Source organism: Thermus sp. LT1-2-5, from assembly GCF_040363165.1.
Taxonomy (GTDB): domain Bacteria; phylum Deinococcota; class Deinococci; order Deinococcales; family Thermaceae; genus Thermus.
Genome location: NZ_BSRG01000005.1, coordinates 59,131 through 82,123, shown reverse-complemented (window position 1 = coordinate 82,123; position 22,993 = coordinate 59,131). Strand labels below are relative to the sequence as shown.

Sequence of the window (22,993 nt, the reverse complement as noted above, 5' to 3'; positions counted from 1 at the left end):
GGGCTATGGCGAACCTGAAGACCCTCCCCGTGGGCGAGAAGGCGCCGGAAGTGGTGAACATGGTCATCGAGGTTCCCCGCGGCTCCGGGAACAAGTACGAGTACGACCCCAGGCTTGGGGTGATCAAGCTGGACCGGGTTCTGCCCGGAGCTCAGTTCTACCCTGGAGATTACGGCTTCATCCCCTCCACCCTGGCCGAGGACGGGGACCCCTTGGATGGCCTAGTCCTCTCCACCTACCCCCTGCTTCCGGGGGTGGTGGTGGAGGTGCGGGTGGTGGGCCTCCTCCTCATGGAGGACGAAAAGGGCGGGGACGCCAAGGTGATCGGGGTGGTGGCGGAGGACCAACGGCTGGACCATATTCAAGACATTTCCGATGTGCCCGAAGGGGTGAAGCAGGAGATCCAGCACTTCTTCGAAACCTACAAAGCTCTGGAGGCCAAGAAGGGCAAGTGGGTCAAGGTCACGGGCTGGCGCGACCGGGCCGCTGCCTTGGAGGAGGTCAGGGCCTGCATCGCCCGCTACGGGAAGTAGGCGGGCCCTGGGCCTTTCCGCCCGGCCTCGGGGCCGGGCTTTTTGCGGCGTAGAATGGCCCTAGGAGGGGATCATGGTCTGCCCGGTGTGCGGGGAAACCTTGGAGCTAGAAGGGTACGAGGCGGGGGACCTTTTGGACTGCGAGGCCTGTGGGGCGGTTTTGCGCCTCCTTGCCGATGGCACCTTGGAGGTGGTGGAGCTTCCGGAGGAAAACAAGGAGCCCCTTTGGGGCCTTTCCGCCTATGGCGAAGGGGGAGAGGCGGTTTTGGTCTTTTCCGATGGCACCCTCGAGGAAGAGGTGCGGGTGCCCAAGGCGGAGCTCTTGGAGGCGCTTCGCCGCCTGGAGGAAGGAGTGGGGGAGGAGCCCCCCAAGGAAGCGGAGGACGAGCCCAACCTGGAGCCCGACTACGTCACGGTTCACGTGGATAGCGACCAGGGCGTCTTGGCCCTGAGGCGGGTGGTCTTTCCCGGAACGCAGGACCTTTTGGAGTTCACCCTCCCCTCGGGCTCGGTCTACGAGCTCCCCTTCCGCCAGGTCTTGGCCCTGTTGCGTCCCATCCTCCTCTAGCGTGCGCCTCGTCCTCGTCCCTACCCCCATCGGCAACCTGGAGGACATCACCCTGAGGGCACTTAGGGTGCTGAAGGAGGCGGAGGTGGTAGCCTGCGAGGACACGAGGCGCACGGGGCTTCTCCTCCGCCACTACGGCATCCCCACCCCCACCCTGAGGCTAGACCAGCACACCCTGGGCCGGGCCCGGGAGCTCCTTGCCCCCTACACCTACGTGGCCTACGCCACGGATGCCGGCACCCCGGGCATCTCCGACCCTGGGGCGGAGCTGGTACGCCAGGCCTTAGAATGGGGTTGGCGGGTGGAAGCGCTTCCCGGACCCACCGCCCTCATCCCCGCCCTGGTGGCCTCGGGCCTGCCCACCCATCGCTTCACCTTTGAGGGCTTTTTGCCCAAGGCGGGGAAGGAGCGCAAGGAGAGGCTTCTCGCCCTGGCCCGGGAGGGGAGGACGGCGGTGCTCTACGAAAGCCCCCACCGCCTGGCCAAGACGCTTCGGGACCTCATGGAGGTTTACGGCCCCGAGCACCCCGTGGCCGTGGCCCGGGAGCTTTCCAAGGTGCACGAGGAGGTCTTCCGGGGAACCCTAGCGGAGGCCCTGGAACGCTTTCAGGAGCCCAAGGGGGAGTTCGTTTTGGTGTTGGCGCCCAAGGCGCCTGCTGGCCCATCGGGGGAGGCCTGGGCGAGGGCGCTCCGGGCGGAGGGGCTTAAGGGAAGGGAGCTTTTCCGCGCCCTTTTGGAGCGGGGGGTGCCGCGGAACGAGGCCTATCGCCTTTCCATGGAGGAGGGAGAGGAGGACGCATGAGGCGCATAGGGGTCTTCACCAGCGGGGGGGACGCCCCCGGGATGAACGCCGCCATCCGGGCGGTGGTGCGGCAGGCCTACGCCTTGGGCCTCGAGGTCATCGGCATCCGGCGGGGCTATGCCGGGATGATCCTAGGGGAGATGGTGCCTTTGGGGGTGCGGGATGTGGCCAACATCCTGCAACGGGGAGGGACCGTCCTCCTCACCGCAAGGAGCCAGGAGTTCCTCACCCCCGAGGGCCGGGCCAAGGCGGCGAAGAAGCTTGTGGAGGCGGGGATTGAGGGTCTGGTGGCCATCGGGGGGGACGGCACCTTTCGCGGGGCCATGCGGCTCATGGAGGAGCACCGCATCCCCGTGGTGGGGGTTCCCGGCACCATCGACAACGACCTCTACGGCACCGACTACACCATCGGCTTCGACACCGCGGTGAACACCGCCTTAGAGGCCATCGACCGCATCCGCGACACCGCGGCGAGCCACGAGCGGGTCTTCTTCATCGAGGTCATGGGGCGGAACGCCGGCTTTATCGCCTTGGACGTGGGCCTGGCGGGGGGGGCGGAGGTCATCGCCGTGCCTGAGGAGCCGGTGGACCCCAAGGCCATCGCCGAGGGGCTTTTGGAATCCCAGCGCCGGGGCAAGACCAGTTCCATCGTGGTGGTGGCGGAGGGGGCGTACCCGGGAGGGGCAGCGGGGCTTCTTACCGCCATCAAGGAGCACATGGCGGTGGAGGCCCGGGTCACGGTCCTGGGCCACATCCAGCGGGGCGGGAGCCCCACGGCCAAGGACCGCATCCTGGCGAGCCGCCTGGGGGCGGCGGCGGTGGAGGCCTTGGCCGCAGGGACCAGCGGGGTCATGGTGGGGGAGGTGGAAGGGGAAGTGGAGCTCACCCCCCTCAAGGAGGCGGTGGAAAGGCGCAAGGACATCAACCGGGCCCTACTTGGCCTTTCCCGCGTGCTGGCCCTCTAGGGCCAGGGCCTTGCGCAGCCAAGGGGTGCTCCAGGCCAGGCGGAAGGCCTCCCGGGCGAAGGGGCTTTGCGCCACCCCCTGGTAGATGGGGGTGGGGAGGGTGGCGGCGGGGTAGCGCAGGGTGGCGGCTGCGGTCCTTTCCCAGGGGTAGCCCGTCCAGAGGCTTAGGGCCAGGAACAGGCCCAAAAGGAGGCCCCCAAGCGTCCCCAGGAGGGCCTCGAGGGCCCGGGGAAGGCGGGAGAGGGGAAGGCTCTTTCCCAAAAGCCCCGCCCCCAGGCCCAAGACCAAGGCCACGCCCCACCCCGAGAGGCCGAGTTGCGCCAAGAGGAGGTAGAGCACCAGGCCCGCCCCCATAAAGCCCATGACCACCCCGCCCCGGTAGCCCAAGGCGAGGCCCAAGGCCAGGCTGAAGAGGGCCAAGAGGTCTACCCAGGTGAGCATGGGAAAAGTCTACCCCCTTATGTCCCAGCCCCGCTCCCGTACCGCCTGGAAGGCCCGGGCCATGGCCCTATCCACCTCCTCGTCGGTGAGGGTGCGCTCGGGGTGGCGGAAGCGGAGGTGGAAGGCGAGGCTCTTGGTGCCGGGTTTGAGGGGCGCTCCCTGGTAAAGGTCAAAGAGGGCGAGGCTTTCCAAATAAGGCCCCGCCGCTTCCCAAAGGACCCGCTCCACCTCGGCGTAGGGCGTGGCCTCGGGCACCACCACCGCCAGGTCCCGGAGGGCCAGGGGGTAGCGGGAGGGGTCTTGGAAGCGGAAGGCCTTCTCGGGAAGGGGCAGGAGGAGCTCAAAGACCCAGGTGCGGGGAAGCTCGAGGGCCTTTAGCACCTCGGGGTGGACCTCCCCGAGGAAGCCCCACGCCCTCCCCTCCACAAGGAGGCGGCCCGAAACCCCAGGGTGGAGGAAGGGGTAGGGGTGGGCCTCCACCTCGAGAGCCAGGCCAAGCCGGGCGAAGAGGGCCTCCAAAAGCCCCTTGAGGAGGGGGTATCCGGAAAGCTTCTCCCCAAAGGGAAGCCCCACCCCCTCCCCGAAGAGGAGGCCCGCCAGGTGGGTTTCTTCCCGCACCACCGCCCCTTCCACCCCGTAGACCCGGCCCACCTCAAAGAGGAGGGCCCTTTCCGGCTTGTCCAGGGCCAGGTTTTCCTTGAGGACCTTCAAAAGGCCGGGGAAGAGGTGGGTGCGCAGGGCGGCCTTCTCGGGGCTCAAGGGGTTTAGGAGCCGCAGGGGGGGTGGGGGCAGGTGGAAGCGGGGGGCTTCCTCGGGATCGCTGAAGCTATAGGTGTAGACCTCCTGGAAGCCCAGCCCCGCCAAAAGCTCCCGGAGGCGGCGCTCCTTTTGGTAGGGCCTGCCCACCCCCCGGTTGTCGGGGGCGGGGAAGAAGGCGGGGAGGGAAAGGGGGATGGTTTCGTACCCCTGGATGCGGGCCACCTCCTCCACCAGGTCCTCCTCCAGGGTGAGGTCCCGCCTGCGGCTCGGGGGGGTGACCCTGTAGGGGCCCTCCCCCTCCACCCGGCAGCCCAGGCGCCGCAGGATGGCAAGCTGCTCCCCTTCCGGATAGGCGGTGCCCAGGAGGCGGTTGACGTAGTCCGGGCGGAAGGGGATGGGCTGGGGCGGGGTGGGGTGGCCCGCTTCCAGGATTTCCTCCGCCACCCTCGCCCCCGCCAGGGCCTGGAGGAGGCTTAGGGCCCGCTTCTGGGCGGGGATCTGCCCCAAGGGGTCCACCCCGCGTTCAAAGCGGTAGCTGGCCTCGGTGCGGAGGGCGTGGCGGCGGGCGGTTTTGCGGATGGAGATGGGGTCAAAACAGGCCACCTCCAGGGCGATAGCCTCCGTGTCCTCCCGCACCTCGCTTTCCGCCCCGCCCATGACCCCGGCCAGGCCCACGGGGAAGCTCTCCTCCCCGCGGTAGCCGGCGATGACCAGGTCCTCGGGGTGGAGGGCGCGCTCTACCCCGTCCAGGGTGCGAAGCCTTTCCCCAGGCCTTGCCCGCCGCACCAGGATGCCCTGGCCCAGAAAGCGCAGGTCAAAGGCGTGCATGGGCTGGGCCCTCTCTAGCATTACGTAGTTGGTAACGTCCACCACGTTGCTGATGGGCCGCATCCCCGCGGCGAAGAGCGCCCTTTGCAGCCAAAGGGGGCTTGGCCTCACCCGCAGGGCGAAGGCGTAGCCCAGGGTGAAGTGGGGGGCGCCCTGCGGGTCCTCCACCTTGAGGCCGAAGGGAAGGGGCACCGCCTCGGTCCTGAGGTTCACCTCGGGCTCCGCTAGGGCGTAGCCCAGGGCGTGGAGGTCGTAGGCCAGGCCCAAAAGCCCCAGGGCGTCGGGACGGTTGGGGGTGACCTCGAGGTCCAACACCACCTCCTCGGGCCAGGCCTCCGCCAGGGGGGTGCCGGGGGGCAGGGCATCCTGGGGCAATTCCAGGAGCCCCCCGCCGTACTCTCCCACCCCGAGCTCCTTGGGGGAGAGGGCCATGCCGTGGGAAACCACCCCTTGGATGGTCCGCTCCCCGATGCGCACCCCCCCCACCTCCGCCCCGGGGAGGGCCAGGGCCACGCCGATGCCCGCCCGGGCGTTTCCCGCCCCCGAGACCACCTCCACCACCCTTCCCGCATCCAGGACCAGGCGCTTAAGCCCGGTGCTGGGGATGGGGCTTGCCTCCAGCACCCGGGCGAAGACCACCTCCTTGGGGATGCGGAAGATGCGCTCCATGCGGTCCGTTTCAAAGCCCAACCCCGCCAGGCGCTCCTCCAGGACCTCGGGGCTTTCCAGTTCCGGCAGGTAGGCCTTGAGCCAGGAGAAAGGCACCCTCATAGAACCCCCCTGAACTGCTCCAGGAACTTAAGCCTTCCCCCAAAGAAGTAGCGGATGTCCGGGATGCCGAAGCGGAGCATGGCGAGCCTCTCTATGCCGAGCCCGAAGGCGAAGCCCGTTACCCCCTCATAGGCCGGGGGGAGGCCCAGGCGCTTCCGGTAGGCGTCCACCGCCTGGAAGACCTTGGGGTGAACCATCCCTGCCCCCCCAAGCTCCAGCCACTTCCTCCCTTCCGGCCACCAGATGGCGAACTGGGCCCCGGGTTCCACGAAGGGGAAGTAGACGGGCTGGAAGCGCACCCGGGCCTCGGGGCCGAAGAGGGCCTGGGCCAGCTCGAAGATGGCCCCCTTCAGGTGGGCCATGGTGATCCCCTCCCCCACCACCAGCCCCTCGAGCTGGTGGAAGACCGCCTCGTGGGTGGCGTCCGTCTGCTCAAAGCGGAAGACCCGCCCCGGCACCACGATGCGAAAAGGGGGGGTGTGGGCCACCATGTAGCGCACCTGCATGGGGGAGGTGTGGGTGCGCAAAAGGAGCTTTCCTTCCGCCTCCTCCCCCAAGGGGCCCGGCACCCGGTAGGTGCCTTCCAGCCAGAAGGTGTCCCACATGTCCCGCGCCGGGTGGTGCTCGGGGATGTTCAGGGCGTCAAAGTTGAAAAGCTCGCTCTCCACCTCGGGGCCCTCCACCGCCTCGTAGCCCAGGGCCTGGAAGATGGCCACGAGCTCCCGCTCCATGAGGGTGATGGGGTGGAGCCCCCCCGAAAAAAGCCGCACCCCCGGCAAGGAGACGTCCAGCCGCTCCCGCTCCAAGGCTTCCTTGAGGGCGGCTTCTTCCAGCTCCCGCGCCCGGTCTTCCAGGGCCTGCTCCAGGGCCTCTTTGAGGGCGTTGAGCTCCTGCCCCCGCCGCTTTTTTTCCTCCAAGGGCAGGTGGGCCAGGGCCTTCAGGGCCTCGGTGAGGAGGCCTTTTTTGCCCAGGTAGCGGGCTTTAAGGGTTTTTAGGGCCTCGAGGTCCTCTGCCTCGCGGATGGCGGCTAAGGCTTCTTCCAGCTCCCGCATCCCTTAGAGGATACCCTGAAAGGGCCTAAAGGGAGGCGGCGAGCCTTTGAAAAAGGGCCGGGGCCTCCGGGGCCTCGCCCCCATCCCGCCAGGAAAACCGCAGGTCCCTTACCGGGCCTTCCCCCACCCCCATGCCCCGGGGAAAAAGGGGCCTCAGGTCCAAGGGCCCTGCCTCCTCCCCGCCGAAGGCCTCGGCGAAGCGCTCCACCTCCTTCTCGGGGCCGAAGTGGTAGGCGTATAGCCACCCGGAGTCCCCCTCCTGTAGGGCGAAGAGAAAGCGAGGCTGGGGCGAAAGCTCGGGGAAGGCCCCGCTAAAGGGGCGGCGCAGGAAGCGGGAGGCCCGCCCCGGCCTAAGGCGGAAGACCACCGCCAAAGCCTCCCCCAAGAGGCCGAAGCTCCCCACGAAAAGGCGCACCAGGTCGTACCCCTGGACGTTTTTCACCACCACCCCCCCGGCCCGCACCACCCGGCCCTTGGGGGTGCGGAAGGTGAGGCCCAGGACCTCGGCGGGGAAGAAGAAGTTCTGGGCGAACCCTCCCCGGGCCACAAGCCCCCCCACCCCCCCGGGAAGCTCCACCGGGGGAAAGGGCGGGTAAAGGCCCGTGCCCCGTAGGGCCTCGTGGACGGCGAGAAGGCTCGTTTCTGCCTCGGCCACCAGGTACTGGTCGGCGGCGCGGAGCTCCATGATGCCATAGTGCCATGGATCTTGCCCCCTGAGGGAGGCTTTACCGCCTTGGTCGCCGGGCTAGCACGCCTGCGGAATAAATGGGTAGCCACCCGCCCTTAAGTCCAGGGCTCCCGGACCAGGGAAGCCCTAGGGTCGCTTTGCTAGGCTAAGGACATGCGCGGGCTTTTGGCGAGGCTCCTCCTCAACACCCTGGCCCTGTGGCTTGTGAGCCTCCTTTACCCGGGGGTCCGGTTTGACCCAGGGGCGGGGCTTTTGGACTACCTGGTGGCGGGGGCCATCTGGGGACTGGCCAACGCCCTCCTAAGACCCCTCCTTCTCTTCCTCACCCTGCCTTTGAACCTCCTCACCCTGGGGCTTTTCACCCTGGTGGTGAACGGGGCGGTGCTCTACGTGGTGGCGGAGGTCACAGCGCTTTCCGTGCAGGGCTTTGGCGGGGCTGTAGTGGGGGCTTTGATCCTTTCCTTGGTAAGCCTTCTCCTCAACTGGCTCTTTCGGGACTAGCGGTTTTCCATCACGTAGCGGGAAAGCTCCCCAATGACCATCTCCTGCTCGCCCATGATGGCCTTCACCACGTCCCCGATGGACATTACCCCCACCACCTTGCCCCCTTCCACCACGGGCAGGTGGCGCACCCGGTGTTCGGTCATGAGGCGCATAGCCTCCGCCAGCTCCGCCTCGGGGGAGAGGGTAATGGGGTCTTGCGTCATCACCTCCCCCACCCGGGTGTCCTTGGAGAACCGACCCAGAAGGACCAACTTGCGGGCGTAGTCCCGCTCGGAGAAGATGCCCAAAAGCCGCTCGCCTTCCATGACCAAAAGGGCGCCGATATCGTATTCGGCCAGCTTCCGCAACGCCTCCAGCACCGTGGCCTCGGGGTGGATGGTGTAGACCTGGCTCCCCTTGTGGAGCAAAACCTGGCGTACCCTCATGGACCCCCCTTTCCCTTTAGGGGTTCATTATACCAAAGGGGGCCACACCTTATCGCACGGTGAGGACGGGGCCCACGGCGTGGCGCACCACGTGCTCCGCCGTGCTCCCCAAGACGAGCCGCCGCACCGGGGCCCCCAGGGCCAAAAGGTCCTCGGGGCCTTGGAGGGAAAGGAGGTGTTCCGCTGGGTCACCGGAGAAGGCCAAGGCCTCGGCGGGAAGGCCCTGGTCCTTGAGGTAGGCTTCGGCCTCGAGGGCCCAGGCCGAGGCCTGCACGGGGTCGTCATGCACGCTCACCACCCGCACCGCTAGCCCCAAGGGCTTGGCCAAGGCCCCCAGGGTGTGCAGGGCGCGCACGGCGCTTTCCGAGGCGTTGTAACCCAAAAGGGCCCCCGTGAGCTTCACGTACTCCACGGGGGCCACCAACACCGGGGTAGGGGAAGCCCTTAGCACCCGGTCCACCGTGCTCCCGAGCCCGGCGAAGCTCCCCCCGTGGGCCTCCCCGCTCCGCCCCAGGACGAGGAGATCTGCGGTGCGGGCGTGGCGCAGGATCACCTCGTGGGGTAGTCCCGTTTCCATCAGGGTTTCCACGGGAATCCCCGCCTCCTTGGCGCTTTGCGCTAGGCGCAAGAGTAGGGCTTCCCCCTTGGCGGTGAGGGCCTTTTCCAGCTCCTCCCGGTAGGCGGGAACCGGGATGGTAAGGGCGCCGAAGTCCAAAAGCTCCGGTACCCGCACAAGCCGCACGTCCCGCACGAAGAGGATCAGGAGCTTGGCGCCGAGCTTGTAGCCAAGCCACTCCGCCAGCACCTCCGCCCCCCGGGCCTGAGGGGAACCGTCCGTGGCCAAGAGAATTCTCATGAAACCATCTTACGCTTCCTGGGCCTTTGCCCCCCGCACCCCCTGGGCAAGCCCCCAAGCGGGCAGGAGCAAAGCCCCCAAGGCCAGAAGAACCGGCATCACCCCCAAGCGTTCGATCAGGTGGCCGATGGGGGCGTAAAAGAGCCCGGCAAAGCCCCAGGTGAAGCCCATGAGGAGGCCGGAAACCGTGGCCGTCTGGGTGGGCTCCAGCTCTTGGGCTAGGGCCACGGCCACGGGGATGCCGGCATTCATCAAGGCCCCCGTGATGGCCAGGAGGAAGAGGTAAAGGGGGTTTTCGGGGGGCAGGAGGAGCAGGGCCAGGTAAAGGGGCAGGCCGAAGCTCAAGGTGCCCACCAGCACCGCCTTGCGCCCAAAGCGGTCGGAAAGGGTGCCGCCCAAGAAGGCCCCCAAGGTGGCGGAAAAGCTGTACACGGAAAGGCTAAAGGCGGTGTAGGCGTCGGAAAGCCCCCGGGTGGCGTACCAGTAGGGCAAGGTGGTGGAAAAGCTCATGAAGACCAGGCTCCGCAAGGTGGCCATGCCCCAAAGCCGGGCCACGTCCCCCCGGAAGACCCGGAGGAAATCCTTTAGCCCTGCGGGCTTTCCCTGGCGCCGCACTGGGGGGAGGCGGAGGAGGAAAAGGGCGGGGAGAAGCGCCAAAGGGGTAAGGAGAACGAGCCCTTTTAGCCCCCAGGCCCCCACGGCGAAGAGGGCCACCACGGGCCCTAAGGAAAGCCCCAAATAGCCGGCGGAGCCGAAAAAGGAAAGCCAAAAGCCCCTCCGGTCCGGGGGGGCGAACTCCCCCACCAGGCTGGCTCCCGAGGCGTGGAAGAGGGCTGAGCCGAGCCCAGCCAACCCTAGCACCAAGAGCAAGGCCTCAAACCGGGGCCAAAGCCCTAAGGAGCCCATACCCAAGGCCACCAGCACCGGGCCCAAGGCGGCGAGGAGTCTCCGGTCCACCCGGTCGGCCACCAGACCGGCGAAGGGCTGCAGGAGGCTCCCCGTGAGGGAATAAACGGAAACCAAAAGCCCTGCGGTGCCCAGGCCTACCCCGAAGTGGGCCATGAGCTTGGGCAACAGGGGGGTGAGGAAGTTGGAGAAGAGGTCGTTTACCGTGTGGAGCCAAGCGAGGAGGAGGGGCAACACCCCTCCATCCTAAACCGGTTTCTCACGGGGAATGTGCTAAAATCCCCTCGTGCTACGGGCTTTCCGGAGGGCAAAAAGAAAAATGGCGCGCCCGAGAGGACTCGAACCTCTGACCTTCGGCTCCGGAGGCCGACGCTCTATCCAGCTGAGCTACGGGCGCACTCAGCGGGAGCTATCCTAGCACGCACAGGAGGAGGCGGTCAAGTGTTTGGCATCAACAAAAGGATCATCACCATCCTCTTCGGTCTACTGGCCTTGGCCTTCGCCGTGGGGGCCATCCTCCTCTTCACCCCTCAGGCGGGGCAGCAGACGCGGGGAAAACCCGTGCTCTGGGTGAACGGGAAGGCGGTCTACGAGCTGGACCTCCTTAGGCTCCAGGGGAACGATCCCCTTTACGCCGCCAACCCCCAGGGGCTTTTGAAGACCCTGGTGGACACCCATTTCCTGGAGCAGGTGATCCTCACCGAGGCCCTGAAGCAGGACGCCGCCCGCGTCCGGGTGGGGAGCGCGGAGGTGCGCAAGGAGGTGGAGCGCATCCGGGAGCAGTACGGCTTGAAGGAGAAGAAGGCCTACGAGCAGTTCCTGAACCAGATTGGCTTCACCGATGCGGAGCTCCGGGGGGAGATCAAGACCCAGCTCCAGATCCAAAAGCGCCTGGAGCAGATCCGCGCCGCCGCCAAACCCACCCCGGAGGAGGTGCGCTTCTACTTTGAGGTCCACCAGGAAAACTACAAGGGCGAGCCCCGGGTAAAGGCGCGGCAGATCGTGGTGGACGACAAGAAACTGGCGGAGGATCTGGCCGCCAAGGCCAAGGCCGGGGAGGACTTCGCCGCCTTGGCCAAGCAGCACTCCAAGGTGGGGGCGGAACAGGGGGGCGCCTTGGGGGCCGCTCCCGGGGAAAGCGAGCCTAAGCCCGTGACCAAGGTGGTCTTCCCCGAGAAGGTGGCCGAGGCGGTCTTTGCCCTCAAGGGCCCGGGCCTGGTAGGCCCCATAGAGGCGGGGGGGCGTTATTACCTGGTGAGGGTGGAGGAATACCTCCCCGCCAAGGCCCCGAGCTTTGAGGAGGTCAAGGACCAGGTGGAGAAGGATGCGGCCCAGGCCAAGGGGAACGGGGCCCTCGAGGCCTACCTGGAAGAGCTTCGCGACAAAGCCCAGGTGCGCTTCGCCGAGGATAGCTCCTACACCTACAAAAACCCGGCTGTGGCCACGGTGAACGGGAAGGAGATCCTCCTTTCCCAGGTGCTCCAGCCCGTCTTTTCCAACCAGCAGACGGCGGTCCTCATCCAGCAGGGCTTGGGGGAGCTGGCGGTGCAGTTCTTCCTGCCCCAGACCCTGGAAAGCCTGGTGGACCGGGAGCTCCTGGTGGAGGAGGCCAAGAAAAGCGGCAAGCCCTTCATCGGCAGCAAGGACGAGATGGCCCAGGCCTACGTGCTTTACGCCACCCGGGACGTGACCGCCACCGAGGAGGAGGCCCGCCGCTATTATGCGGAAAACCCCGCCCTCTTCACCGTGCCCGCCAGCGCCGAGGTGGTGGGGGTGGTCTTCAAGAGCGAGGCCAAGGCCAAGGCCTTCCGCGAGGCCGCTCTGCGGGGTGGGGACCTGCAGGCCCTGGCCAAGGCCCAAGAGGGCGAGATCACGGAGTACGGCACCGTGAACCCCAACCAGCTCCCCGCAGTCTTGGACCGCCTGGTCTTCAAGGTGAAGGAAACCTTCCCCAAAGGGCCTTTGGGCGAGGTGAGCGAGGTGGTGAAGCTGGAAGACGGCACCTTCGCCGTGCTTCTCATCAAGAACCGCCAGGCGGAGGTCCTCAAGCCCTACGCCCAGGTGGCGGAAGAGGCCCTCGAGGGGGTTATCGCCAAGAAGCGGCAAGCCGAGGCTCAGGCTCTCATCCAAGAGCTCAGAAAGAAGGCCCAGATTGAAAACCGCCTGAACCAGGTGCTGGCCGAACTCACCCCCAAGACGGAGGAAAAGCCCAAAGAGGCCCCGCAGGAAACCCCCGCCAAGCCCTAAGCCCCAAGGCGGTCTGGGGGAGGCCTTTGGGCCTCCCCCTTCTCCGTAAGATGGGGCCATGGACCTGCTAACCCTCCTCACCCTGTACTACGAGGAAACCCCCGACCCCCAAGACCCCCTGAAGCGGGTGGCCTTTGGCACCAGCGGCCACCGGGGAAGTAGCTTGAAGGGTACCTTCACCGAGGCCCACGTCCTGGCCATGGCCCAGGCCATCGCCGACCTCAGGACCTCCTTTGGGGCCACGGGTCCCCTCTTCCTGGCCAAGGACACCCACGCCCTCTCCACCCCCGCCTGGGCCACGGCCTTGGAGGTCTTTGCCGCCAACGGGGTGGAGGTGTGGGTGGAGGTGGAGGAGGGCTTCACCCCCACGCCTTTGGTTTCCTTGGCCATCCTGGAGCACAACGCCCGCCACGAGGCCAAGGCGGACGGGGTCCTCCTCACCCCGAGCCACAACCCTCCCGAGGACGGGGGCTTCAAGTACAACCCCCCCACGGGCGGCCCCGCCGACCCCCGCATCACCCAGGCCATCGAGGCCCGGGCCAACGCCCTCTTAGCGGAAGGGTTAAAAGGGGTCAAGCGTCTTTCCCTAAAAGCCGCCAAGGAACAGGCCAAGCCCTTTGACTTCGCCGGGCTTTACGTGGAGAAGGTGAAGGAGGCGGTGGACCTCGAGGCCATCCGGGCCAGCGGCCTCAGGATAGGGGTGGACCCCTTAGGGGGAGCGAGCCTAAGGGTGTGGGAGCGCCTGGCGGAGGCCTATGGCCTTAACCTGGAGGTGGTCAACCCCACCCTAGACCCCACCTTCCGCTTCATGCCCCCGGACCACGACGGCAAGATCCGCATGGACTGCTCCAGCCCCTATGCCATGGCAGGGCTTTTGGCGCTCAAGGATCGGTTTGACCTGGCCATCGGCAACGACCCCGACGCCGACCGCCACGGCATCGTCACGCCCCGGGGCCTCATGAACCCCAACCACTACCTGGCCGCAGCGGTTTACCACCTCTTCACCACCCGGGCCTGGCCTGGGGCCAAGGTGGGCAAGACCGCCGTGACCAGCGCCCTTCTGGACCGGGTGGCCCAGGCCTTGGGCCGGGAGGTTTACGAAACCCCCGTGGGCTTCAAGCACTTCGTGGAGGGGCTTTTGGCGGGGTGGCTCGGCTTTGGCGGGGAGGAAAGCGCCGGGGCAAGCTTCCTCCGCTTCGACGGCAGGCCCTTCACCACCGACAAGGACGGGATCCTCCTGGGGCTTCTCGCCGCCGAGCTCCAGGCCAAACGGGGCCAGGCTCCCGACCTCCTCTACGAAACCCTCGCCGCTTCCTTGGGCCGCCCCTTCTACGCCCGCAAGGATATCCCCATGGGCCCGGAGGCCAAGGCCCGGCTGGCCCGGCTATCCCCGGAGGCCATTGGGGAAAGGACCCTGGCGGGGGAGCCTATCCTCGAGGTCCTCACCCGCGCCAAAGGCAACGGCGAGCCCTTGGGGGGCCTCAAGGTGGTGACCCAAAGCGCCTGGTTCGCCGTGAGGCCCAGCGGCACCGAGGACGTGGCCAAGGTCTACGCGGAAAGCTTCAAGGACGAGGCCCATCTGGAGGAGGTCCTCCGCTCGGCCCTCGCCCTCCTAGAGCGGGCCCTGGCCTAAGGCCCTAACCCTAGCCCTTCACCGCCCCCGCCGTTAGCCCGGCCACGATGCGCCCCTGGAAGATCAGGACCAGGACCACCAAGGGAACCGTCACCACCACGCTGGCCGCCATGATGGAGCCCCAGGGGATCTCAAAGGGCGTGGCCCCACCAAAGCTGGCGATGGCGGGGGGCACGGTCTTCACCGTATCCCCCACGGTGAAGGTGAGGGCGAAAAGGTACTCGTTCCAGGCGGCGATGAAAGCCAAAAGCCCCGTGGTTACTAGCCCAGGTCCGGTGAGGGGAAGCATCACCTTAAGGAGGGTTTGCAAGGGGGTGGCCCCGTCCACGTAGGCTGCCTCCTCCAGCTCCCGGGGAAGCCCCCGGAAGTACCCCACCAGCACCCACACGGTGAAGGGCAGGGTGAAGAGGAGGTAGGTGAGGATGAGGCCCAGGTGGGTGTTGAAAAGCCCCGTCTGCCTCAGGAGCATGAAAAGCCCCCCCAGCACGGCAATCTGGGGGAACATGGTCATGGCCAGGACCAGGTACAAGACGGCGTTCTTGGGGGGAAAGGGAAGCCGGCCCAGGGCGTAGGCGGCCAGGACCCCCAGGGCCAAGGAGAGCAGGGTGGCCCCCCCGGCCACGATGAGGGAGTTGAGCAGGTTGCGGCCGAAGTTGGCTTGGAGGAAGACGTTTTTGTAGTGGTCCAGGGTGAAGGGGACGGGCAAAAAGCTGGGATCGGGGGAAAAGAGGGCGTCTGAAGGCTTGAAGCTGGAAATCACCGCCCAATAGAAGGGGAAAACGCTATACACCACCACGAAGACCACCAGGAGGTAGAAAAGCCCCCGGTTGGCCGCGCGCCAAAAAGCCTTCATCGGAGGGCCTCCTTTCCGATGGTGCGCATGTAGAGGATCACGAAGACGAAGATGAGGGCCAGGATGGCCACGCTGATGGCCGAGCCGTAGCCCAGGTCCTGGAAGTCAATGAGGGTCTGGCGGTTGTAGATGGCCAGGGAACGGGTGGCGGGGTTGGCCCCGCTCATGACGAAGATCACGTCAAAGACCCGAAGCGCATCCAGGGTGCGGAAGATGAGGGCCACCACCAAGGCGGGGGTGAGGAGGGGCAGGGTGATGGTCCAAAACTGTTGCCAGCGGGTGGCTCCGTCGATGCTAGCCGCCTCATAGAGCTCCTCGGGGATGAGCTGAAGGCCGGCCAAGAGGAGGAGGGCCATGAAGGGGGTGGTCTTCCACACGTCCACGGCGATGATGGAGGGAAGGATGAGCTCGGGGCGGGCCAAGAAGGCGATCTTCTGCGAAAGGAGGCCGAGCTTGACCCCAATCACGTTGATGACCCCGTAGACGTCGTGGAGCATCCACTGCCACATCTTGGCGGAGACCACCGTGGGGATGGCCCAGGGGATGAGGATGGCGGCGCGCACCAGGCCCCGTCCCTTGAAGTTGGAGTGGATGATGAGGGCTATGGCCAGGCCCAAGAGGGTTTCCAGGCCCACGGAGATCACGGTGAACTTCAGGGTGTTCCAAAGGGCCTGGCGGAAGTCGGGGTCTTGGAGGAGAAACCGGTAGTTTTCCAGGCCCACGAACTCCGGGGGCTCCACGAAGGCGATATCGGCCTTGAAGAAGGACCAGTAGAAGACCTGGGCCAAGGGGTAGCCCGCCACCAGGACCACCACCAACAGGGTGGGAAGGATCAGGAGCCAGGCTAGGCGGACCTGCCTTTGCGTGAGCATGGCTTTAGGGTAACCCCGGGGGGCGCTGAGCCCCCCGGGGAAAAGGCCTTTTACCGCAGGATGCGGCGCAGGCGGGCCTCGAGGTCCCGCACCGCCGCTTCGCCCGTCTTACGCCCGGTGAGGGCGCTATGCACCTCGGTCCAGATAGCCTCGGAAACCTGATTGTACTTGGCCCCGGCCACGTCGGAGGGGCGGGAGACGGCGTTTTGGAAGACGGGAAGGAGGTTGCGGAACCAGGGGTTCTTGGCCAAGACGTCCTTGTCGGTGTAGAGGGCAGGCCGGGTGGGCAGCCGGGAAAGCCGCACGGCGTTGTCCTTCTGCACCTCGTAGGAGGCCAGGTACTTGACCAAGTCGGCAGCCTCCTTGGGGTAGCGGCTGTAAGCGGAAACCATGAGCTGCCAGCCGCCCAAGGTGGCGGCGTTAGGGGCGTCGGCGGCGCCCTTGGGCAGTACGGTCACGGCGAACTTGCCCCGGATGGGGCTCCCCTCCGCCTGGCCCAGGGCGTAGGCGTAGGGCCAGTTGCGCATGAAGAGGGCATTGCCCTGCTGCCAGACGTTCCTGGCCTCCTCCTCGGCGTAGGAGGTGACCCCCTGGGGGGCGATGGTGCCCACGTAGCGCCGGACGGTGTTTAAGGCCAAGGCCGCGCGGCCGTTGTTCACGCTGATAGTGCCATCGGGCTCTACGATGCGCCCACCCTTGTGGGAGTAAATCCACTCTAGAGCGTCGCAGGTGAGGCCCTCGTAGGGCTTGCCCTGGAAGACGAAGCCCCAGAAGTCCCGGTTACCCGCTCGCCGCTCGCCCTCAATGACCTTCTGGGCCATCTGCTCCAGCTCAGCCCAGGTGCGGGGCGGGTTTTGGAAGCCGTATTTCTGTAAGAGGTCGGTGCGATAGTAAAGAATACCGGCGTCGGTGAAGAAGGGGATGGAGGTGAGCTTGCCGCGGATGGTGTTGTTCTGGAGAATGCGGGGGAAGAATTCCTTGAGCTCGGCCTCGCTAAAGTACCCTTTCAGGTCCAAGGCGTGGGGGGCCACGATGCCCGGCCAGATGACGTCGATCATGTAGACGTCCACATCGGGGCTCTTGGCCGCCCAGTACTGCTGGTAAAGGGCCAGGCGGTCGTTGGTGTCCGCAGGGGAGTCGATGTACTCCACCCGGGTGCCCGTCTTCTTCCCCCAGGCCTCCACCATCTCCTTCATCCAGCGGCCGCCCTCCCCCACGGCGGTGGAGTCGCCTGCTACCCGGATGACGGGTCCTGCCTGGGCCCGCACCACCGCCGGACCCAGCACCAGGCTTGCTGCCAGGCCCACCCCTGCCTTCTTAAGAAACTCCCTGCGCCTCATACGAAACCTCCTATGGAAGCTTTTCCAAGGCGATTTTACCCCCTATTCTTTTCCTCGTCAACCACCCCCAAGAAAACCCTCTTGTCCTGGCTACAGCGCTCTATCCCCTTGGCTTCCTCGGAACATCGGGGGGAAGGTCGGGGGCAAACCCCTTGGCAGAGACCAGGGGGCGTGATATAAAGGAAGGGTATGCCCTTCGGGGCCGGTTCACACGGAAGAGGGGAGTAAAGAGCCTCCCCCATCTTTTCGTGTGGGCGAGCGCCAAAGGCGCCCGCCTTCCTGAGGAAGGCGCGTAAGGAGGAAAGAGGCGGCATGGAAGAAAAGGCGACCCAGACCCCAGAAAAGACCTTCAGCATGGAAGAGGCCCTGCAGGAAACCGAGGCCCGCTTGGAAAAGCGTGTGCGTCCCGGCCAAGTCCTGACGGGCACAGTGGTCTTGGTGGGTTCCGAAGGTGTGGCGGTAGATATCGGCGCTAAGACGGAAGGCATCATCCCCTTCAACCAGCTCACGGAGAAGCCCCTTTCCGAGGAGGAGCTCAAGAACCTCCTCAAGCCAGGAGACCTGGTGCGGGTGCAAGTGCTCAAGGTGGACCCGGATACGGGTCAGATTCTTCTTTCCCGCAAGAAAGTGGAGGCCAGGGAACACTGGGACCGTATCCAGGAACTTTACGAGAAGGGTGAGCCGGTTGCCGTCACGGTGAAGGAGAAGGTCAAGGGGGGCGTGGTCGCCGAGCTAGATGGCGTCCAGGCGTTTATTCCGGCTTCCCAGCTGGACCTTAGGCGTACCCCTAACCTGGATGCCTATGTGGGCCAGCAGATCCTGGCCAAGATCATCGAGCTCAACCGCAAGAAGGGGCGGGTTCTCCTTTCCCGTCGGGCGGTGCTAGAGGAGGAGCAGAAGAAGGCCAAGGAGGCCTTCTTCCAGGGCCTCGAGCCCGGCCAGGTGGTGGAGGGCACCGTGGTGGAGGTCACCGACTTCGGGGCCTTCGTCAATCTGGGCCCCGTGGACGGCCTCGTCCACCGCTCGGAGATCACCTGGGGCCGGTTCGGCCACCCCCGGGAGGTCCTGCACAAGGGGCAGAAGGTGCGGGCTCAGGTGGTGTCCGTGGACCCGGCCAAGGAGCGGGTCAACCTCTCCATCAAGGCCCTCATCCCCGATCCCTGGACCACGGTGGCGGAGAAATACCCCGTGGGCACCCGGGTGCGGGGCAAGGTGGTGGGGCTCACCCAGTTTGGCGCCTTCGTGGAGGTGGAGCCGGGCCTCGAGGGCCTGATCCACATCTCCGAACTCTCCTGGACCAAGCGGCCCAAGCACCCCTCCGAGGTGGTGAAGGAGGGCGAGGAGGTGGAGGCGGTGGTCCTGCGCCTGGACCCGGAGGAGCGCCGGCTTTCCTTGGGCCTCAAGCAGACCCAGCCCGACCCCTGGCAGCTTCTGGTGGAGAAGTACCCCCCGGGCACCGTGGTCAAGGGCAAGGTCACGGGGGTCACGGACTTCGGCGTCTTCGTGGAGCTGGAGCCTGGTATGGAGGGTCTGGTCCACGTTTCCGAGCTGGACCACGTGCGGGTGGAAAACCCCGCTGCCCACTTCAAGAAGGGCGATGAGATGGAGGTGGTGGTCCTCCACATCGACCCCGTGGAACAGCGCATTTCCCTCTCCCGGAAGCGGCTTCTTCCCCCGCCGCCCCCCAAGGCGGAGGAGGAGCGCCCCCGCCGGGCCAAGGGCAAGGAGGCCCGGGGCAAGCGCAAGCCCTCTGGGGGCCGCCGAGAGGAGCGGCGGGAGTACGAGTACGGGGCGGTGGCGGAGTACAACCTCTACGACGCTTCCGCCGTGCCCACCGCCAGCACCAGCGTGAAGCTGGGTGACCTCTACGGGGACCTCCTGGCGAGCTTGGGTCTGGAGGAGGAAAAGTAACGAAGGGCCCCTGAGGGGCCCTGGAAAGCCCCCCGCTTTAGGCGGGGGGCCTATGGTTTAAAAGGCTTTTTCTTCCCTCGCTTTACCGTAGAAGATGCGCATCAGGGTGTAGGAGAGGAAAAAGGTAAGGAGCGGCCCGCCCAGGACCAAGGTCCAAAGCACAGCGTTATTCCCCAACAAGGAGCCTTGCTGTTGGAAGTCGATCTTGTAGCCCGCTAAGGTGCTCATGAGGAAGAAGACCAAGAGGGCCAGGATGACGCTGGTGCGCACCGGGTGCTCCGAGGGGAGCTCTAGGTAGCGCATCTTGTCCTTGCGGGTGTCCACGAAGGGCAAAAGGAGGCCGATAAGGGCCAAAAGGCCCGGCACCACCGCCCCTCCGATGAATTCAGGCCCAATGGTGGCCCCAAAAAGGTGAAACTCCCAGCTGGAGGGGATGATCTGTAGAATGCCGTAGATCCAGAGGAAGTACCAGTCGGGCTTCACCGCTGGCGTGTTGGGAGTGGGGGGGCCAAAGGCCTCAATGGGATGAGCCAGGAAGGCTCCAGCGATGATGGTCATGATACCCACGTAGAGGGCAAAGAGGATGATCATCATGACCATCTGCTGGGGGTACATGGGCACGCCCAGGATCTTCCCCGGGGCCACCTTCTCGGCGTAGCGGGGCTGGGTGTGCTTTTGCTTGACCATGATGGCGAGGTGGCCCCCGATGAGGGCCATGAGGAGGAGGGGAAGCCAAAGGACGTGGAGGCTAAAAAGCCGGGGAATGGAGTGGGTGGAGCCCGGGAACTCCCCGCCAAACATTACTTGGGCCAGGGTGTTCCCAATCCAGGGGATGGAGTTGGCGATGCCGTAGCCGATACGGGTGGCGGTTACGGCGTAGTTGTCGTAAGGAAGGGCGTAGCCGGTAAAGGCGGTGACCACCGCAAGCCCCAAAAGGGCGAGCCCTACTAGGTAGTTAAGCTCCCGGGGCTTCTTGTAGGCCCCCGTGAGGAGGATGCGGAGCATGTGCAAGAAGGCGGCGGCGATCATCACGTGGGCCGACCAGTGGTGGAGGCTACGGATCACGGCGCCGAAGGGAAGGCTGTCAATATAGAGGACGCTAGCGTAAGCGGCGGGCACCGTGCGCCCGTCGGGGAGCTTCACTTCGCGGATGGAGGGCTCAAAGTTCAGGGTGAGAAAGACCCCGGTGAGCACCAGGACCACGAAGGCGAAAAGGGTGATCTCCCCAAGGAAGAAGGAGTGGTGCACCGGGAAAGCTTTGCGCAAAACCTTTTGGTAAAGACCCGTCAGGTCTAGGCGTTCGTCCAGCCACTTGTACATGCTTCCCTCCTAAACGTGGCGGCAGAAGCCCGCCTCGGCCTTCACGCCCACATCGCCCAAAAACTCTCCCGCCGCCACCAAGACCCCGTTTTCCACCTTTAAGGGAAGCTGGGGCACAGGACGGGGTGGGGGGCCGGCGATGATCCTGGCCCCGTGGGCGAAGTCGTAAAGCCCGCCGTGGCAGGGGCAAAGGCCCGCCTTTTTATCCGCCGCCCACTGGCTGATGATGCACCCGAGGTGGGTGCACACTGCGGAGTAGGCTACGATGCCCTCCACCCCGTGTTGCGCCACCTCCGGGGAAAGCTCCTCGGGGGCGTAGCGCACCACCAAGACGGTGTTCTTGGCCTCGCCGCTTTTCACCACCTTGGTCTTGGGGTCCATGGGGTAGGCGAGGAGGAAGGGGTCACCGGGCTTCAGTTCTTCCGGGCGGATGGGTTTGGGCTCTCCCCCGCCTTGGGCGTAGACCAAGATGTCCCCAGGCTTCAGGGGTTCCTTTTCCGGGGTGACCTCCTGCTTGGGCCGAAGGCTCGCCCCCACGTAAAAGGCGGAAACCAAGGAGAGGCCGATGCCGGTGCCGATGGCGGTCTTGAGGAAAAGCCGCCTACGGGATGTGCGCAAGCGAATCTCGCGTTCGTCCATGCTTCACCTCACCAGGGAAACTCGCTCTTCTCCTCCTCGGTGATGACCTCGTCCCGGCCGAAGAACTTCTTGTAGATGCCGAAAAGGGCCGCCACCACCAGACTGATGCTGCCAAAGATGAGGCCTTGGAGCCAGGTGGGGTTGTGCCCGGTCTGGGCGGAGTAGAGGATGAGCCGGACGAAGAAGCCGGAAAGGGCGGTGAGGAGGAGGACCAGGATGACGCCGGCGGCTACCGGGGCGGTGGAGGGAGTGGGGAAGTGGCGCCCGGGGCGGAGCTCCACGCCCTCGAGCCAGTAGGAAACCAGACCGATGAGTCCGTAAAGGAGGAAAACGGCCCCAAAGGCTATGAGGCCGATCTGCCCCACGGAGAGCTCCTCCGGGGTATGGCCAAGGAGGCGAGCGATGTGGAGCCCGTCCAGGTAGGCCGCGTAGAAGAGGCCCGCGGCTAGGATTAGGGCGAAGGTAGGTAGGATGGGGTCGTTGCGGTACATGCTGCCCTCCTACTCCACCGGGCCGAAGTTGTTGCCGAAGCTGTTGCGGATGTAGGTGGCCACGGCCTTGAGCTCCTCCTCGCTGAAGTTGGCTCCCACGGCGGGCATGGCACCCTGGCCGTTTTTGACGATGTTCAGGATCATCTGCGCGTCCCTGAGGTTGGGGTTGCCCGCTAGGGCGGGGAAGGCGGGGGGCATACCCTGGCCGTTGGCCTGGTGGCAGGCGGCGCAGTTGGCTTCGTAGATGGCCTTGCCCTTTTCCATGAGGGTTTGGTCCACATTGGCCGCAGGGGCAGCCGTTTCCCCGTGAGCTTGGGCCTCTTGTGCCGGGGGCGCCACCTCGGCCACGATCTTTTCCGTCGCTGGGGAGAGGGCAAAGTAAGCCCAGATGCCCCCTAGAACTACCACGGTGGCCACGGCGTACCAGATGGGGTTGAAGCGCACGGGCTCCACGGGGAGCTCGGGTTCGCCCACCGCTAGGCGGAGCTCTACCTTGCCCGCCACCTCGCCCCCTTCGTCCAAGCCCAGGACCAGGACGTCGGGGTAGTTGTTCACGGTGAAGGGGATTTCCTTAACCTCTTGCCCTCCTCCCCGGAAGTGGGTCACCAGGCGCAGGGTGTGCTCCCCATCGGGGAGGGTACGGGTGTCCAACTCCAGCCGGTAGGGGGGTTCCTTAAGGACGGCCAGGGGCTCTTGGGCCCCGTCCAGGTACACCTCAATCCGGTCTACGACCATTCTGCCTCCCTTTTGTGAAGCGGGGTGCAAACCCCCACCCCACCACTATAAGGGTACCGGGGCAAGGACAGATGTCCCGTAGAGCCCTAGGAAAGAAGCTTTAGAAGGCGTTTTGCGCTTTGCTGGACACCGGATCTCCCCCCGCCCACCTCCAGGGCCGCAGTGCCGGCAAAGCCCCGTAGGTAAGGAGCGAGCCTCTCCCACGGCACGCCCCCCGCTCCCACGGGCAGGTGGTCGTCCTTGCGGCCGTGGTTGTCGTGGAGGTGGAGGTGGATAAGCTTGCCGCCTAGGGCCTCGAGGTAGCGCAAAGGCCCTGTGGGCCCGAGCTCCACCAGGGCGTGGCCCACGTCCAAGCAAAAGCCGTATTGGGGAAAGCGTTCCAGAAGGGCCTTGAGCTCTTCAGGTCCCCGGAGGAGGTCATCCTCGGAAAGGGCCAGGTTTTCCAGGGCCACGGGAAAGGGGAGGGGAAGGAGAGCAGCGAGGGTCCTTTCCAGGGCCTCCCGGGCCAGGTCCAAGGCCATGGGGTGGTGCACGGGCACTTGCCCAGTGTGGAGGACCCCCACCTTGGCCCCCAGGGCCTCCCCGAACTCTAGGGCCCGCTTGAGGCGGTCTTCCGCCAGCTTCCGGACGCTCGGGATGAGGCTTGCCGGGTTAAGCTCCACAAAGGGAAGGTGGAGGGTGAAGCCCACCCCCAAGGCTTCCCCCGTGGCCTTAAGGCTTCGGGCCTCGGGGAGGGGAAGGGCCTCGTGGAGGTCGTAGGCCACCTCGAGGTCTAACCCCTCGTCCGCAGCTAAGCGGAAGGCTTCCTCGTAGCCCATCTCGGCGTTAAAGGGACTGAAACCTAAGCGCATCCG

At 65.9% G+C, this 22,993-nt stretch carries 23 protein-coding genes and 1 tRNA gene; 8 read left to right on the top strand and 16 right to left on the bottom strand.

From position 1 onward, the window contains the following. The first annotated feature begins 5 nt into the window (after nt 1–5). The 4 genes from ABXG85_RS06605 (at nt 6) to pfkA (ending at nt 2,868) form a co-directional block, all read left to right on the top strand. Nucleotides 6–533, top strand: a complete 528-nt coding sequence (locus ABXG85_RS06605; RefSeq protein ID WP_353512933.1) for an inorganic diphosphatase — start codon at nt 6–8, stop codon at nt 531–533. A gap of 73 nt (nt 534–606) precedes the next feature. Beyond that, on the top strand, nt 607–1,101 hold the full coding sequence (locus ABXG85_RS06600) for a TFIIB-type zinc ribbon-containing protein (RefSeq protein WP_353512932.1): 495 nt from the start codon (nt 607–609) through the stop codon (nt 1,099–1,101). 1 nt (nt 1,102) lies between these two features. Further along, the gene (gene rsmI / locus ABXG85_RS06595; RefSeq protein ID WP_353512931.1) at nt 1,103–1,903 is read left to right on the top strand and encodes a 16S rRNA (cytidine(1402)-2'-O)-methyltransferase; all 801 of its coding nucleotides are present in this window, start codon (nt 1,103–1,105) and stop codon (nt 1,901–1,903) included. Further along, nucleotides 1,900–2,868: a 6-phosphofructokinase gene (gene pfkA, locus ABXG85_RS06590; RefSeq protein ID WP_353512930.1), complete on the top strand. Its 969-nt coding sequence runs from the start codon at nt 1,900–1,902 to the stop codon at nt 2,866–2,868. Before rsmI ends, pfkA begins: the two co-directional genes overlap by 4 nt. Here pfkA and ABXG85_RS06585 read toward each other — a convergent pair. The 4 genes from ABXG85_RS06585 to ABXG85_RS06570 are packed head-to-tail and all read right to left on the bottom strand — an operon-like array spanning nt 2,836 to nt 7,404. Next, nucleotides 2,836–3,309 carry a hypothetical protein gene (locus tag ABXG85_RS06585; RefSeq protein ID WP_353512929.1) on the bottom strand — a complete coding sequence of 158 codons (474 nt, stop codon included), beginning with the start codon at nt 3,307–3,309 and terminating at the stop codon, nt 2,836–2,838. The genes pfkA and ABXG85_RS06585 overlap by 33 nt on opposite strands. A 9-nt stretch (nt 3,310–3,318) precedes the next feature. After that, nucleotides 3,319–5,667: a phenylalanine--tRNA ligase subunit beta gene (gene pheT / locus ABXG85_RS06580; RefSeq protein ID WP_353512928.1), complete on the bottom strand. Its 2,349-nt coding sequence runs from the start codon at nt 5,665–5,667 to the stop codon at nt 3,319–3,321. Next, complete coding sequence (gene pheS / locus ABXG85_RS06575; protein ID WP_353512927.1) at nt 5,664–6,719, bottom strand: phenylalanine--tRNA ligase subunit alpha; 1,056 nt, start codon at nt 6,717–6,719, stop codon at nt 5,664–5,666. The genes pheT and pheS overlap by 4 nt, the downstream gene beginning before the upstream one ends. A gap of 25 nt (nt 6,720–6,744) precedes the next feature. Beyond that, entirely contained in the window at nt 6,745–7,404 is a 660-nt protein-coding gene (locus tag ABXG85_RS06570; RefSeq protein ID WP_353512926.1) for a DUF5639 domain-containing protein, read from the bottom strand. Nucleotides 7,405–7,560: 156 nt separating this feature from the next. Between ABXG85_RS06570 and ABXG85_RS06565 the strand changes: the two genes are divergently transcribed. Beyond that, nucleotides 7,561–7,908 carry a phage holin family protein gene (locus ABXG85_RS06565; RefSeq protein ID WP_353512925.1) on the top strand — a complete coding sequence of 116 codons (348 nt, stop codon included), beginning with the start codon at nt 7,561–7,563 and terminating at the stop codon, nt 7,906–7,908. Here ABXG85_RS06565 and ABXG85_RS06560 read toward each other — a convergent pair. The 4 genes from ABXG85_RS06560 to ABXG85_RS06545 all read right to left on the bottom strand — a co-directional run bounded on the left by ABXG85_RS06560 (nt 7,905) and on the right by ABXG85_RS06545 (nt 10,495). Beyond that, on the bottom strand, nt 7,905–8,336 hold the full coding sequence (locus ABXG85_RS06560; RefSeq protein ID WP_353512924.1) for a CBS domain-containing protein: 432 nt from the start codon (nt 8,334–8,336) through the stop codon (nt 7,905–7,907). The genes ABXG85_RS06565 and ABXG85_RS06560 overlap by 4 nt on opposite strands. Nucleotides 8,337–8,385: 49 nt before the next feature. Beyond that, nucleotides 8,386–9,192 carry a universal stress protein gene (locus ABXG85_RS06555; protein WP_353512923.1) on the bottom strand — a complete coding sequence of 269 codons (807 nt, stop codon included), beginning with the start codon at nt 9,190–9,192 and terminating at the stop codon, nt 8,386–8,388. 9 nt (nt 9,193–9,201) lie between these two features. Beyond that, the gene (locus ABXG85_RS06550; RefSeq protein ID WP_353512922.1) at nt 9,202–10,335 is read right to left on the bottom strand and encodes an MFS transporter; all 1,134 of its coding nucleotides are present in this window, start codon (nt 10,333–10,335) and stop codon (nt 9,202–9,204) included. Between the two features lie 83 nt (nt 10,336–10,418). Continuing rightward, a tRNA-Arg gene (locus ABXG85_RS06545) sits at nt 10,419–10,495 on the bottom strand. 44 nt (nt 10,496–10,539) lie between these two features. On the opposite strand from ABXG85_RS06545, the gene ABXG85_RS06540 reads away from it, so the two are divergent. Further along, nucleotides 10,540–12,345, top strand: coding sequence for a peptidylprolyl isomerase (locus ABXG85_RS06540; protein ID WP_353512921.1), 1,806 nt, complete (start codon nt 10,540–10,542; stop codon nt 12,343–12,345). Nucleotides 12,346–12,403: 58 nt separating this feature from the next. Beyond that, a complete protein-coding gene (locus tag ABXG85_RS06535; RefSeq protein WP_353512920.1) occupies nt 12,404–13,978 on the top strand; it encodes a phosphohexomutase domain-containing protein in 1,575 nt (524 codons plus the stop codon). A 10-nt stretch (nt 13,979–13,988) separates the two neighbouring features. On the opposite strand, the gene ABXG85_RS06530 is transcribed toward ABXG85_RS06535, so the two are convergent. Genes ABXG85_RS06530 through ABXG85_RS06520 form a run of 3 tightly spaced genes read right to left on the bottom strand, consistent with a single transcriptional unit; the run spans nt 13,989 to nt 17,043 of the window. Next, nucleotides 13,989–14,831, bottom strand: coding sequence for a carbohydrate ABC transporter permease (locus ABXG85_RS06530; RefSeq protein WP_353512919.1), 843 nt, complete (start codon nt 14,829–14,831; stop codon nt 13,989–13,991). Further along, the gene (locus ABXG85_RS06525) at nt 14,828–15,703 is read right to left on the bottom strand and encodes a carbohydrate ABC transporter permease (RefSeq protein WP_353512918.1); all 876 of its coding nucleotides are present in this window, start codon (nt 15,701–15,703) and stop codon (nt 14,828–14,830) included. The genes ABXG85_RS06530 and ABXG85_RS06525 overlap by 4 nt, the downstream gene beginning before the upstream one ends. Nucleotides 15,704–15,753: 50 nt before the next feature. Then, nucleotides 15,754–17,043 carry an ABC transporter substrate-binding protein gene (locus ABXG85_RS06520; protein WP_353512917.1) on the bottom strand — a complete coding sequence of 430 codons (1,290 nt, stop codon included), beginning with the start codon at nt 17,041–17,043 and terminating at the stop codon, nt 15,754–15,756. 312 nt (nt 17,044–17,355) lie between these two features. Here ABXG85_RS06520 and ABXG85_RS06515 point away from each other — a divergent pair, with 312 nt between their 5' ends. After that, nucleotides 17,356–18,954: a 30S ribosomal protein S1 gene (locus ABXG85_RS06515; RefSeq protein ID WP_353512916.1), complete on the top strand. Its 1,599-nt coding sequence runs from the start codon at nt 17,356–17,358 to the stop codon at nt 18,952–18,954. A gap of 57 nt (nt 18,955–19,011) precedes the next feature. Here the strand turns inward: ABXG85_RS06515 and ABXG85_RS06510 are convergent, their stop codons facing one another. The 5 genes from ABXG85_RS06510 to ABXG85_RS06490 form a co-directional block, all read right to left on the bottom strand. After that, nucleotides 19,012–20,274 (bottom strand): cytochrome b, encoded by a 1,263-nt coding sequence (locus ABXG85_RS06510; protein ID WP_353512915.1) that lies wholly within the window; start codon nt 20,272–20,274, stop codon nt 19,012–19,014. Between the two features lie 9 nt (nt 20,275–20,283). After that, entirely contained in the window at nt 20,284–20,913 is a 630-nt protein-coding gene (locus tag ABXG85_RS06505; RefSeq protein WP_353512914.1) for a QcrA and Rieske domain-containing protein, read from the bottom strand. Between the two features lie 8 nt (nt 20,914–20,921). After that, on the bottom strand, nt 20,922–21,404 hold the full coding sequence (locus ABXG85_RS06500) for a cytochrome C (protein WP_353512913.1): 483 nt from the start codon (nt 21,402–21,404) through the stop codon (nt 20,922–20,924). A gap of 9 nt (nt 21,405–21,413) precedes the next feature. Beyond that, nucleotides 21,414–22,139 carry a c-type cytochrome gene (locus ABXG85_RS06495; RefSeq protein ID WP_353512912.1) on the bottom strand — a complete coding sequence of 242 codons (726 nt, stop codon included), beginning with the start codon at nt 22,137–22,139 and terminating at the stop codon, nt 21,414–21,416. 86 nt (nt 22,140–22,225) lie between these two features. Then, entirely contained in the window at nt 22,226–22,990 is a 765-nt protein-coding gene (locus ABXG85_RS06490) for a sugar phosphate isomerase/epimerase family protein (protein WP_353512911.1), read from the bottom strand. Nucleotides 22,991–22,993 lie beyond the last annotated feature (3 nt).